Genomic DNA, 13,316 nt, shown 5'->3' with positions numbered 1-13,316 from the left:
AACGCAGGGTTCTTCGATTGGTCGGATCCAGTGGCAGCACTCTGTCCACTCATGCACTCATCTCCAATGCGTCGTGCGGAACCCGATGCCGCAGAGGCTTGCCGACCGTCCATCTGGACAGCTCATCGAGGGCCAACTCACGGAGGCGCGCGAGCTCGTTGCCCTGCGAGCCGGCGAGGTGTGGGGTCATCAGGACGTTCTCACAGTCCCATAATGGGTCATCGGCGGGAAGCTGCTCCGGGTGCGTGACATCCAAGACTGCCCGAATCCGACCGGCTGACACGGCATCCGTCAACGCCGACTGGTCTACCAGTGCACCCCGCGCCGTATTGATCAGCACCGTCCCTGGAGCCATCGATTCCAAGAGGCTACGGGTCACCAGCCCTCGCGTCGACGGCAGCAATGGGGTGTGGAGACTCACGATGTCACTGCGCTCGAACAGTTCCTCGATGCTTACCAGGTCTGCCCCATAGTCACTCGCCGTGCTTTCCTGGACGTAGGGGTCACAGAGCAGGACCTGGAAATCATGATGACGCAATAGACGCATGACTCCTCGGCCGATCATCGAGGCTGAGAGGATGCCCACCGTGCGACGGTAGTTGCCCAGTGAGGGGTCCGTCTCCCTCAGCGACGGTATCCGTCGGTCGCGACGGTATTCTGCCGTCCTGGGCAACACACGCTTGCCCTCGAGGAGCATCATGGCCAGCGTGTATTCCACGACAGGACGGGCGTTGGCGGCTGCGGCGGACACCACCGCGATATCGCGCCCGAAGCAGGCTTCACTGACGTGTGTTCGGATAGAGCCCGCCGTGTGAATGATGGCACGCAGGCGTGGAGCCGAAGCAAGCGTTTCGTCATCGATCACCGGACACCCCCAACCTGTGATGAGGATTTCAACATCTGACAGGAGCTCTCTCGCTCCGTGAGATCGAAACTCTGTGAGTGGAAGCATCTGCGGCATCTCACAGGTACGATTTATCGCAGCGAGGCCCTCGGCACCTATGACCCTGTCGGCGGCCACTGGACTCATGGCCATCAGGACTTTGGGGCGGCGTCGTCCGGGAAGCTGTGTCATCCGAGGTTGGACTCGATCTCTGAGTATGCGGCTTCTCCGGCTTCTTCTGGAGTCATCCGGTCGAAGAGCACCTCCGACTGGTACCGATGCATGGTGTCAGAGACCGTGCCGTAGCCCAGTGGCGGAACTGGAGAGGCGTCCGAAAGCTCGTCTTCGATCTCATTGAGGAATTCAGCGGCAACGACCTCGGGGCCGTCCAGCTCGCCGATCACGGTTTCACGTACCTGCGTATTGGCGGGCAACCCACGATCCGTCAGATTCGCCAGCCCTGATGCTTCACTGTTGACGAAGAAGTCGATGAACTCTTGGACCTCCTCAGGGTGCTCGGTGTTCGAGCCTGCTGAGAGAAACATGGACGCCCGGTGCCACATGCCGTTGTCCTCAGCATTGCCCGTGGGACTGGGCAGACGCCACAGACTCAGCTCCTGACCCGATTCCTCGATCAGAGCGGGGTAGAGATTGGAGAAGCCGAAGATCATTCCCAACTCACCCCGAGCGATGAGCGATTGGTCCGCACCTGCTGCTCGGTCCTCTTCGATGACCGGGGCTGGCGGCAGCGCGTTGGCATCATTGAGCTGTTGGATGTGTTCGAAGTACTCCACCAGGTCTTGGGCCTCGACACCGAGCTCTCCATCGGCGGTGGTGAGCTCCTTTCCCTGCTGTCGCATCCACGCCTGCACGCCTGCGAACGGTTCGAAGGGAGTCGTGGCACCATATGTATCGTCCGAACTCCCCTGGATCTCTGCAGCGATCTCTTCGAAGTCATCCCAGGTCCAGGTGGTGTCGTCGGGCATCTCGACTCCGGCCTCCTCAAAGACGTCGTTGTTCGCGATCACGGAGACCGAGGCGAACCCAGTTGGAATCCCATATTGGGCACCCTCGGTATATCCCTGATCCAACAGCGAATCGTCAATCTGATCCGTTTCAACCTCGGTCAGCTCCAGCAGGGCACCGAGCTCGGCGTATTCGCGGAAGTACTCGAGATCCATCTGCATGATGTCCGGGGAGTCGCCACCGGCAGCCCTAGTAGCGAGTTGGTCCCAGTACCCACGGAAGTCGTTGTACTCGGGCGAGATCGAAATGTTCGGGTTCTCGGCCTCGAACGCTTCGATGACTTCCTCCGTGTTGGCGACACGCTGGTCCGAACCCCACCAGGCAAAACTCAGTTCGATCTCTTCACCCGCCGAGGCTTCGTCGGATCCGGAGCCGCAGCCTGCTGCTGCGAGCAGAACTATGGACCCTGTTGCAATCCCTTTGGCGACACGACCTTGCTCCATTGCAAACCCTCTTCCTCAACCGGCTCGATGTGATCTGGATAACAGCTACAGTATGGCGGTTCGATCACTTGATGGTCAAGAGATCGTCTTGAGACAGTTTCAATCAAACGATCACAGGATTGTGTCCGCCCACCAAGTCAGACTGCACAGGAGCCCTTGCTCGAACGCCGAGCGATACGATCAGTGAACTTGCAAGAAACGATCAAAGGTTCATAAGGAGTCGCCGTGAGGGAATCCGTCGGGGAACGACGCAAGAGGATCCTGGACGTCCTTGATCACCATGACCAGGTCAAGGTGGCACACCTGGCAGCACTGTTGAACGTTTCTATGGTGACTGTGCGGCGCGACCTCGAGTCCATGACGGCCGACGGTTCAGTGGAGAGACGCCACGGGATGGTGTCGCGGGCGGACGGGGGCGGCCAGCCCTCCGCAGACCACTCTGCAGCACAGGGCACCATCGCGATCATCGCACCGGAACGACATTCCTACCTCGGAGCGGTCACACTTGGGGCCCGCAAGTTCCTGGAGCACGCCGGATATCGGGTCGTGCTTTACCCGACACCGAACACGGCAAACCCTGAGCGGACCATTCTCGAGGAGGTGGAACGTGAGGGGGTGGACGGCGTACTTCTCGCGCCCCGCTGGCGCACCCAGGCTCAGGAGAACTCGGCTGGCGCGATGCTGGAGCATCTGAAGCTACCCACTGTGCTCCTTGAACGCCGACCCGATCGGCACCTCAATCTTCCTCTGGTGGACTCCGTGCAGAGCGATCATTGGCATGGGACACATCTGGCAGTTGAACACCTCGTCACCCGCGGCCACAGACGCATTCTGCTCGCAGCACGCCAGGACAGCCCCACTGCTCGCACAGTGAATACTGCATTCGCAGAGATCGCTGCGGAACACCCAAGCATCGACCATTGGGTCACGACATTGAGCACTGCGGACGCCGCGGGCGGCGCGAACTGGGTTTCAGATGATGCCACGTCTGAGCTTGCCTTCCATCAGGTCACATGCGATCTAGAGGACCCGCGCTGGCTTTCAGAACTGGTGAAAGAACATCGCATCACCGCGGCGCTGATCCACAGCGACGAGAACGCGTTGGTTTTGTCACAGCGTCTGACGGCAGCTGGAATCCGCGTGCCAGAAGATTGCGCCATCATCGCCTACGACGACGTGGTGGCCGGCCTGGGAAGAACACCCCTGACAGCCGTATCGCCGCCGAAGGAGGCGGTCGGCAGGGTCGGCGCCCAGCTGCTAAGTCAACGCATCCGCGCGGGGCGCAGCGGGACACTGTGGACGCCTCACCGGGTGGAGTTGCTCCCTGCGCTCATCGTCCGGGACTCCACCTGAACGTGATCAGAGTTCCACCCCGGGTGGGCGGGCCGGCAACGGATGGACTCGCCTGGGCCAATGGCACGACCACGCCGCTCGGCGCGCCTGCCTCCCTCCCCCGATAAAAGACAAGCGCCACTCAAGACGGTTCACCGCGCGCGGGCGTACTAACTCCTTACCGCCGCCTAAACCACGGCCGCCGGTTGCGGCTGGCTGTGGCAGTATCAACTTCTCGGGTTCCTGTATCTTCTGCTCCCGCCGCTTGAGCTACCGATGCGGTGCCGGAGATGAACAGCAGCTGACGAATCGCCCCTACGTCCTCCTCGCGCCAGGCTGAGAAAAGCTCAAGGGCGGAGATCACCGGCTCAGTGTGGGCCGACAGGAACTCCGGCCTGGAGTACGGGGCCGGATTCCTCTCAAGTGGCACCTTTCGGAGATCATGACTGATCACGAGTGCGCCGCCGGCCACCGGGGTAGCACCCGGCAAACTCGGCCATTCACGTAAGTGTCGGAGCATATCTTGGTAGGCGCGCTCTGAAGCGCTCCCAGTCGCCGACTTCACTTCTACCAACCGGGACATTGCTCCATAGGTGCAAAGCAGATCGGCATTTTTAGTGTCTCCGAACTCGTCGTCGAGGTCCACCACCTGAATACCGGCGTACTCAAACACGGACCGCACGGCGTCGACGAGTCGCGCACCGGTCCCATAAAGCAGCCCCTCACGAGTTGCTGCAACTGCACTCTGAGCTTCCTCAAGGTGGCGCTGCAGCTCGCTGAGGCGCGACCTGTAGTCAACATTTAGCGCGATCAGCTCAGCGCGGACCTCGCGTTCCCTACGAGTACTAAGGCCTTCTTCAGAGTCCAACAGACGCCGCGCCCGTCTCAGCGCGCCTGGAACGAACTCGGGCAACGCCTGTTCCAGTAACCACGGAAGCACCATCGTCCAGGGGGCCTCGGCCGGAAGGACGTAGCGCCGTTCTACGCCGTCCGGCGATAACCATGCCGCGACGACTGGCTCGCCGAGCTCCGTCTCCAAGATCGGTAGCAGCGTTCCTTCCGGATCGTGCTCCTCGCGACCGTAAACAGATTCCGAGACTGCCCCAGTGAGCGACAGGCTGCGCCACCTAGCCACGGCCTTGCAGTTCAGCAGTCGGAGCGCGAGCTGACCGTCAGCATCGCCGAGGTTGGGAGCAATTCGCACTTGTGCGCCCTTGCCGATCATGCGACCGTTGATGCTCGTGTGGGTCCGCCCGATCGAGACCGAACTGACAGACGAACCGAAAACGTTGTAACCGCCGCGAAACTCGCCTTCGATCTCGCCGATCGGGCTAATCACTAGCGCTGTCTCACCCCGCTGTTCCGCACCCTGCCGAAAACGAAAGAACTCATCAGCACCTTGTCCGGAGAATGTGCCGGGTTGCAACGCCGCCGCACAGTCCACAGTTTCGAAGCCAATCCACCGCGGGTCGAGCCCCCACGCCCTCCAGTTGATGTCTGGCCGGGCGACTGAAGGACGTTCCTTCTTGCGCAGGTACGATAATGCGCCACCGCTATCCTGCCGTTGTCGACGCTCAATACCGTCCCAGTGATCGGGTGGTTCGGATCCGACCTGGACCGGGATTGGCAGCTGCGTCATTCCTCTACCTCCGTTGGGCGCTGAGCGAAAACCCGTAATTCATCGAATCTTGCCTGGATTTGTCTGTGTGATTGTCAGGTGAACTCAGGCGGTCTAGCCCTCTCGGTTTTCAAGACTGCAGGTCGCTGTCCTTGGGAGTGGCAGTCGACGGGTCGCTTGCTTGGCACCACCCGTACATTGAACTCAAGGCAGGTTTTGCCACGGTCGCCTACACGCCTGGGAGCGAATCTAATATTCCGTCTCGGCAGCCCGCGTCGCAACCGAGCGAGACAGCTCAATTGCGAGCTTACTCCTGAGTATGAACCGCTGTTCTTTCGGCTGACCAATGCAAGCTCTGGCAGGTTGATTTCCCGAACGGGACGATCACGATTTGTGCCAGGATGGCCAGGTCTTCGAAGTTGAACTTGATTCCCGGTTCTAGCTCGCGGCTCACAGGGTGCCGGAGCCTCCCTCTCGGTATCCAATGGGGCAGTTCGCGCCAAGGAGCCGTTGCGGCGGCAGGTCGAAGGAGCACCTCGCGTTGAGATGCGAGTTCTCGTATGACCATGCACGAGTCAGACCGTGGCATTCATTACTGATGCTAGTGCCGCACCCTCACCTAGGGAGGTTGCAAGGAGGGCCGGGCCCTCCCGCTGGGTCCAGGGCGAAGCCCGGCAAGCAAAGGAAGCGCGAAGCGCGACCGGTACCACGGCGACATTCGAGCGGAGCGACAAAGGTAAACCGTCGTATTGCTTGCCAAATACCGGGTACCTGTCTAAAATCGAATAAAGGAAGATTCGGCCTAGCTGCAGCTTCTCGCGGATTCCGACCGAGGGTTCAGTGATTTTAAGGGTGCAACGATGAATTCAACATTGAACACCGAGCACCCGATGTCCGATACAGCTTCGTACGGACCATCCCCTGTGAGTCCAGCTTTGCCCGACGATCCGTCCAATGCGAAGAACGACCACGACAGCAAGCGACGCACCATCTCCATCGCAGCCAAGGTGACCCCCGAGACGAAGCAGCAACTCGACGTCGTGGTGGCCATGCTCGGTTCGGAGAATACAAGCCGAGGTATCTCTGACGTCATTGAGATCGTCGCTGACGCAGTGGACTCTGCCGACACTGCCGAAGCTGCTCAGAGGGCACTGGTCCGAAGGCTCGGTAAAGAGCGGTCCCAGCTCGCAGAGACGATCCCTGACCTCGATCGGGAACTGCTCGAAGAGCTCCGCGATGCACTGCACAAGATCGATGCCAGCTACCGCGAGATGACCTTACAGATTCAGAAGGTCGGCTTCGATTGGAATCAGATCGCCCGCGTCGCGAGTCTCATCGGACGCGGCACTGATGACCGGATTCCGGCGACGGCTATCGATGCAGTGCGGCGTCGACTGGATGAGATCGACAGAAGGCTCGGAGGTCTCGCTAGGCGAGACACCGCCATTCATAGGGCGCTGTCATGGCTTCGGGAGTGAGTCTGGCGCCGGTCATCACCATCAGCCGCAGCGTCGTCGCCGCACGCTCTCTTCGCTACCCGGAGAAGGAAAAGAAGGATTCCGATCAGCCGCGAGTGCTCTATCGCGACGGCATCAACTGCCGCGCGGAGACCGCAGTCGAAGAGTTCACCCACCTGCGTCGCAAGCACGGGCACACCGGCGAGACCGCCATGCGGAAGGTTCCCGCAACATACACTCCCCCCGATCCCGGTGAAGAAGCGACTCACCTCCGCAAGGTCTATCCCGGCGGAAGGAAGTACTGGGCAGAACCTAAGGACGGCGAAACAGCGACGCATGTCCGCCGCGAAGGCGTCGCCTACGAACCTGCCGGTCGCGGTGTGGCAACGCACAAGCGTGCAGGCAAACGGTGGCTGGAAGACCCTGCGAACCCGACACATGCTGCGGTGGAGGGTGGCTACGTCCGTGGCTCGGAAGCGATCAATCTGATCTACTCTTTCGACCTCTCCTCCGTAAACCCTCGCGACACGGCAGACACCGAGCGGGCATTCCGCTATGTACGCGCAGAGATCGAGGAGAAGTTCCGTGCCACTGACGGCGGCTGCGCAGTCCAGGCGAAACTTGTAGCCCAGGCCGATGCCAAGGGCATGATGGATCAGCACGGAACCATGCTCACCGAAGGCGGGAAATTCCATGTCCACGCCGTTCTCAACGCAGTGCAGGCCCAAGACATGGAGATCGACGGTGAGACCTTCAAGGCGGGTCGGAAGCTCTCGGCCAAGGCCACAGACATCGAGTGGATCAGAGACAAGCATGACGAGTTCGCCCGCGACCATCCAGAATGGGGCTTCGCACCTCAGCCGAAGAACCGCGAAGAGAGACAGGCCGAGAAGCGCTCCGCGATGGATCGACGCATGGCCTCCAGCGGGAGTAAGAGCAACCACGACATCATCAGAGATTCATACGAAGCCTGCATGGATGACGCCCGCGTGAGTGATCTCGACAACTTCATCGAGATCATGCGCGAGGACTTCCGCGTCACGGTGAACCACCGCGGGAAGAAGAAGCCCACACTGAGCTACCGGCTCGATGACATGCCGCAACCCGTGCGTGGGCAACGGCTCGGTGACCACTACGACTACGAGAACACGCTCTCCCAATTGGAGGCGAAGGCTAGCGGACTGCCCCGACGGAGGCGGCCACAAGAGTCTCAGCAGCTACCAGTGAAGCCCGATCCGGTGTTGGCTCCGACGGAGATTGACGAGGCTCGCCGGGTCGTCGCGGATCTGGCCTATGAGGAATGCCTCGACCAGTGGCTCGAGGACTGGGCCGACGAGAGGGGCCTCGACGTCCCCCGGCTGGCATGGATGGAGAATTTCGACGCATCAAACGCTGCGGATCGCCAGCTCCTGCACAAATGGAAGGTCAAGTGGGAGGCCGAACTAGAAGCACTTCGGGATACGACCGTGCCGGCACCCAAACCTGCTAAGCCTCGTTCAACAGAACAGGGCACAAAGAGACCCGATGACATGACCTCGACGCCGACCGAAGATACGACCAGAGCGCAACCGGACGAGCGTGCGCAAGAAGCCGCTCAGCGCACAGTACGCCAACACCGGGAAGAAGAGGAACGCCGCAAGGCAGAGAAGCAACACGTCGAGCCTGCAGAACGACCAACACCCCTGGCAGCGTCGTTCACAGCCGCAACTCGGCAGAGACAGGAGCGCTCCACTACTTCTGCCCACGATGATCCTGCCGTTGGATCCGCTCGAGCACCAGAACCGTCACGTATCCATGGAACGGAGCAGAAGGTTGATGTGCCCACCACAGAGGTTCCCGAGGTCGTACAAGATACAGGTGCACTCGATCGGGCCTCGCAGGACGCCGAGAAGCATGTAGACGAGCGTTCGGAAACCAATACACCGCAACAGAAGAGCGCTCGGCAGCGAGAGATGGACAACCTGGCGCGGAGAATGGAGGGTTTCAAGGCGAAAGGCCAACACCAGGGTGAAAACCAGCTCGAGTGAAGCTTTGGTCGTCGGATCCCCTGATGTCGAACGAGCCCTACTCAGACAACTCGTGGGCGGACACCTTCACACAGGACTTGTGGTGATCAGGACCGATAGTCGCCGTGGATACGTTCGATGATGCCCATGACCTCAGTTGCATCTCTCGGATCAACGGGCATCGGGCCACCCCGCAGTCGGGCGTCGGCCAGGAGTTCGTAGAAGCGCGGATACCATCCTCGCTCAGGTTCAATCCGCTCTTCCACCGTACCGATGCCGAGCATTCCCCACCCTTCTGGGGGTTCCAGGCCGTAGTCGGCATCGGTCACTGCACCGCCACCCTTGATGTAGTCCTCCTGGCTGTCGAGTCCCCATTTTGTGTAGCCGGCCTTCGATCCGACAACGTGGAACCGCGGTGCGTTCCGAGGAACGCGACTATTGATCCACAGGTGCGACCTGGTACCGGACTCATGTTCCAAAGCCACGAACGCATCGTCCGGGGCGACGCCGCTCTCACCTCGTGTGATGACCTCGGAGTAGGCAACGGACGCCGGTCCGAACAGTTGAATGGCCTGGTCGATGAGGTGCGGGCCGAAGTCATAGAGCACTCCGCCACCTTCTTTGACGGGAACATCAATCTTTCCCGACCGGTCAGATTGAGGCGTCCTGAAGCGTCCCAGGTTTGATGCCGCATCTTTTTAAGCTGAAAGGATGTAGCCATGCCTCGTCGAATCGATCCCGCTCTGAAGGAGCACGCCGTCCGATTGGTGCTCGATCACCAGTCCGACTACTCCTCGCCCACCGCCGCAGTGGAGGTCATCTCCACACAGGTCGGTGTCGGGTGTGACACCCTCCGACGATGGGTGCGTCAGCACCAGATCGACCACGGCAACCGCGAAGGTGTCAGCACCGATGAGAACGCCGAGCTTAAGCAGATGCGCATGGAGAACCGGCGACTGAAAGAGACCAATGAGATCCTGCGCAGGGCCTCAATTTTCTTCGCGGGGGAACCAACACGTCGCTTCCCGCACGATCACTGATGCATCGGTGGAAGGCCACAATCGGAAGGTGGCCTTCACGACCGATCGTCATGGCACCACCAAGCTCGCTCCGGAGGGCCTCTACGACCGGTGGAAGATGACCGCCCTGATACGGCGCAGCCTCCCTGGGGCTTCCCGAGGTGCGGTGGATCGAGGTATGCGTAGCCTGAGGCTGGCCGGTGTGCGCCGAGGCAAGGGCATCCGCGCCACGATCCCCGCCAAGGACAGGGTCCGTGCCGGAGATCTGCTGAACCGGGACTTCACCGCCGATGCGCCGAATCGTGTCTGGGTCGCGGACTTCACCTACGTGCGCACCTGGGCGGGATGGTCCTACGTGGCGTTCATCGTCGATGTCTTCGCCCAACAGATCATCGGTTGGAACGCGGCGACCACCAGAGAGACCGAGCTGGTGGATATCCCGCTGCGTATGGCGATCTGTCAGCGTGATCGCGAGGCCCACCCGGTTGAACGGGGTCAGCTGATCAGTCTCTCGGACGCCGGTTCTCCGTACACCTCGATGCGTTTCACCGAAAATCTTCAGATCGAGGGCATCCGTCCCTTGATCGTCACCGTCGGCGACGCCTATGACAACAGCCTCATGGAGTCCATCATCGGGCTGTTCAAGACCAAATGCATCCGCACCGATGTCTTCCACTAGGACTCCTACCGACAGTTGGCAGACGTCGAGTTCGCTACCGCTGGCTAGGTCGATTGGGTGAAACAACCGTCGCCTCACGGGACGCGGAGAAACCTGACCCCGGTAAAGCACGAGCGCGCTTACTACGGAGCTAATGTGGGTGAGCCGCAATAGCTGCAGAGAACCTGGGACGCTTCAAGGGATCACCATGTCAGTGTGATGTGGCATTCTTTTACCAGGAGAGAGTCTGCTTATGAGAATGAAGCAAGGTGTCCTTATGGAGAAGTCAGCTGACAAGCCAAAGAAACCGAATAAACCCGACCATCCGGTACACCCGTCGCACCCTGGCAAGCCAGGGAGGCCCGACGTCCCTCCGGGTCCCCCAAACCCGCCTAATCCACCTGGAAACAGGCCTGTGGGTTAATTCCCCATGGTCAATTTCATGCCGTGGTGGGAGCAGTACCCCGGGAGACTGGAGCATGAACGCGCTGCGCTTCAGTCTCTCGGGGTCACTGTCCGGGAGGACGCGGAAGCAAGAGCTCAAGACGTCATCAGATGGACTGTGATCGTCCCTGACGAGTACACGAAGCAGGGCGATGTTCAACTGATCGTGACTTTCCCGGAGTTCTACCCATTTTTGCGCCCTGACGTGAGAGCACCGGATCTCGATATGGCACACCATCAGCACCCTTTCGGAAATAATCTGTGCCTGATCGGCCGTTCCTCTTCTGCGTGGGACACCGGGAATGATCTCGCCTGGCTGATCCGGGAGCAACTGCATAAAGCTCTAACTTCCGGGGTTGCCGAGGAACGCAGTGGTGATGAGGAAAACCAGGGGGAGCCGTTTTCCGACTACTACAGCTACACAGCCAACGCTATGGCGCTGGTTGATAGTGCTTGGGAACCCCGAGCAGACGCCGCAAGTGGGATCGCGACGCTACGGTTTGCCGGGCACGCGCCCTTGCAGGATGAGGCCCCAACCCTGTTCGTCGTTGAGTCCATAGCAGACTCCGATATGTCAACGCTGTTCAGCATGCCCAAGCCCGTCACGCAGCATTACGAAAACGGCTCGGAGTGCAAAGCCCAGTGGGTCCACATGCCCACAGCAGTCAAGGCATCAAACGCAGCTGGGATATGGGAAACCGCTGAATCCTTCGTGGGAGCTCCTCCTCCTCGGTTCTGTTTCAACAACACGCAGCTGGAACTCCGCCTGGTGTCCTTCCCGGAAGAACATTCCCAAACCACCACCGGAACAGGGTGGGTTCTCCTCGTTCATGAGCTTGGGCGTGTAATCCCACCCGACAGGAAAGCAAGAAAGTCTGGGAATCCTGCACGCCAGAAGCCTCGACGTGCGCCCTCGAGCTACCATCTGGTTCGCTCCGGACGTATCGGACCAACTGATATGAGGGCGCGAATCGACTCGGCGACGGGACTCGATTCGAAGCGGGTGCTCCTCATCGGTGTAGGCGCGGTCGGCAGCGTCATCGCTGATCAGCTCTCTCGCGCAGGAATTGAAGGACTGACAATCATCGATCACGATGTGTTGGAGCCTGGAAATCTGGTCCGTCACGCAAACAACCTGTCCTTTGTCGGGACCGCCAAGAGCGACGCAGCTGCCGCTCTCGCCAGGCAGGCCAACCCCTATATTGAGGTTTCATCGGTTAATTATTCGGTGGGCAGCACTGCGGCAGGAACTGAGCAGCGCATGAGCCTCGCACGGGAGTACGAGCAGGCGGACCTCGTCATCGACGCCACTGCAGAGGTCGGGGTCCAACGTCTGTCTGCTTTCCTCGCCCGGCGGGCTGGCAAACCGTGGATTGGTGCTTGGGCAACAAATGGGGCGCTGGGAGGGGCAGTTGTTCGGGTACCAGCATCGGCTCCGTGGTGCTTTTCCTGCTTCGAATGGGCACGCCTCAAAAATGATCATCTTCAGCCCCCGGCGAGTCCTGCGCCACTGACTCAACCAGCAGGTTGTGCGGAACCAACCTTCTTAGGGCCTGGGCACGACCTAAACGAAGTAGCTCTCCACGCTGCGCGGACTGCACTTGGGGTGCTTTCAAACAAGCCTACCCACGACGCGGCAGTCCTCTCGTTGGAGCACCCCGGCGGGGCAGATCTCCCCCAGTGGGACACCCAATCACTCACTCGCCACCCTGAGTGCCAGCACAGTTGACGACCGTTTGGCTAGGGAACAGGATCACAGCTGCGTTACTGCGAGAGGCAAACGCAAAGGCTCCCTTCGAGACAGGCGGGGTGCTCCTTGGCTGGCGATCCTCCGAACACATCTGCGTGACCAATATCGTAGGCCCCGGGCCAAATGCCCGCCACGACCGGACATCCTTCGATCCAGATAGCGGGTGGCAAGCAGAACAGATCGCCCAGTTGTACGCGGACTCAGGACGACGACTGTCCTACCTGGGTGACTGGCATACCCACCCAGGCGTTTCCCCAGATCCCAGCCCACTAGATCGACGAACCCTACGCGCTATCTCCCGACACCCTCCGGCCCGCTGTACCCAACCCGTCATGGTCATCCTGGGCCAGTCGCACCTCGACGAATGGGTAGCCTCTAGCCATTCTGTCGTTCGACACCGGTTGTCAAGAATTCTTCATGTCACTCAATTGCCGCTGCGCACCGATGAACAGCTCATGGGTTTCTAACGGTCAGGAAGTCAACAGACCCGGCCCCTCTCTCCTCGGTGTATCGGCCGTGCCACGTGGTTCACATCTTCCAGCGCTGCTGCTCCAGCCCGTCTCGCAACCATTGGGTTGCGAGACGGTAGACGAGACATGTCTTCCACAGCTCTAGTTCCCTTAGGTCCTGCGACGGCTGACATGTCCAAGAGTCTTGCAACAGTGTCCCGGAGGGTTCAT

General features: G+C 60.3%; 9 protein-coding genes and 1 pseudogene. 6 read left to right on the top strand and 4 right to left on the bottom strand.

Translation table 11 applies throughout. From position 1 onward, the window contains the following. Positions 1-49 precede the first annotated feature (49 nt). Together ACHAA4_RS12315 and ACHAA4_RS12310 are read right to left on the bottom strand one after the other, a co-directional pair. The gene (locus ACHAA4_RS12315; RefSeq protein ID WP_435774473.1) at positions 50-865 is read right to left on the bottom strand and encodes a hydroxyacid dehydrogenase; all 816 of its coding nucleotides are present in this window, start codon (positions 863-865) and stop codon (positions 50-52) included. Positions 866-1,071: 206 nt separating this feature from the next. Next, positions 1,072-2,352, bottom strand: a complete 1,281-nt coding sequence (locus ACHAA4_RS12310; protein ID WP_435774472.1) for an ABC transporter substrate-binding protein — start codon at positions 2,350-2,352, stop codon at positions 1,072-1,074. Between the two features lie 225 nt (positions 2,353-2,577). Between ACHAA4_RS12310 and ACHAA4_RS12305 the strand changes: the two genes are divergently transcribed. After that, positions 2,578-3,705 (top strand): substrate-binding domain-containing protein, encoded by a 1,128-nt coding sequence (locus ACHAA4_RS12305; RefSeq protein ID WP_435774471.1) that lies wholly within the window; start codon positions 2,578-2,580, stop codon positions 3,703-3,705. A gap of 157 nt (positions 3,706-3,862) precedes the next feature. Here the strand turns inward: ACHAA4_RS12305 and ACHAA4_RS12300 are convergent, their stop codons facing one another. Then, entirely contained in the window at positions 3,863-5,323 is a 1,461-nt protein-coding gene (locus ACHAA4_RS12300) for a hypothetical protein (protein ID WP_435774470.1), read from the bottom strand. Positions 5,324-6,162: 839 nt separating this feature from the next. Between ACHAA4_RS12300 and ACHAA4_RS12295 the strand changes: the two genes are divergently transcribed. Further along, positions 6,163-6,780 carry a hypothetical protein gene (locus tag ACHAA4_RS12295; RefSeq protein ID WP_435774469.1) on the top strand — a complete coding sequence of 206 codons (618 nt, stop codon included), beginning with the start codon at positions 6,163-6,165 and terminating at the stop codon, positions 6,778-6,780. Continuing rightward, positions 6,765-8,786 carry a relaxase family protein gene (locus ACHAA4_RS12290; protein ID WP_435774468.1) on the top strand — a complete coding sequence of 674 codons (2,022 nt, stop codon included), beginning with the start codon at positions 6,765-6,767 and terminating at the stop codon, positions 8,784-8,786. The genes ACHAA4_RS12295 and ACHAA4_RS12290 overlap by 16 nt, the downstream gene beginning before the upstream one ends. A gap of 86 nt (positions 8,787-8,872) precedes the next feature. Here ACHAA4_RS12290 and ACHAA4_RS12285 read toward each other — a convergent pair whose 3' ends face one another. Beyond that, positions 8,873-9,403 carry a Gfo/Idh/MocA family oxidoreductase gene (locus ACHAA4_RS12285; protein ID WP_435774576.1) on the bottom strand — a complete coding sequence of 177 codons (531 nt, stop codon included), beginning with the start codon at positions 9,401-9,403 and terminating at the stop codon, positions 8,873-8,875. An 81-nt stretch (positions 9,404-9,484) separates the two neighbouring features. On the opposite strand from ACHAA4_RS12285, the pseudogene ACHAA4_RS12280 reads away from it, so the two are divergent. From ACHAA4_RS12280 to ACHAA4_RS12270, 3 genes and pseudogenes are all read left to right on the top strand, one after another. After that, positions 9,485-10,616 (top strand): annotated as a pseudogene (locus tag ACHAA4_RS12280) (IS3 family transposase). 256 nt (positions 10,617-10,872) lie between these two features. Continuing rightward, positions 10,873-12,615 carry a ThiF family adenylyltransferase gene (locus ACHAA4_RS12275; protein WP_435774467.1) on the top strand — a complete coding sequence of 581 codons (1,743 nt, stop codon included), beginning with the start codon at positions 10,873-10,875 and terminating at the stop codon, positions 12,613-12,615. Continuing rightward, complete coding sequence (locus tag ACHAA4_RS12270) at positions 12,600-13,103, top strand: Mov34/MPN/PAD-1 family protein (RefSeq protein ID WP_435774466.1); 504 nt, start codon at positions 12,600-12,602, stop codon at positions 13,101-13,103. Before ACHAA4_RS12275 ends, ACHAA4_RS12270 begins: the two co-directional genes overlap by 16 nt. The last annotated feature ends 213 nt before the right edge of the window (positions 13,104-13,316 follow it).

Origin of the sequence: Nesterenkonia maliinae, assembly GCF_051262655.1 — a bacterium.
Lineage (GTDB): Bacteria > Actinomycetota > Actinomycetes > Actinomycetales > Micrococcaceae > Nesterenkonia.
The sequence above is the reverse complement of the archived record's forward strand: the minus strand, read 5'-3'. Positions and strand labels throughout refer to the sequence as shown.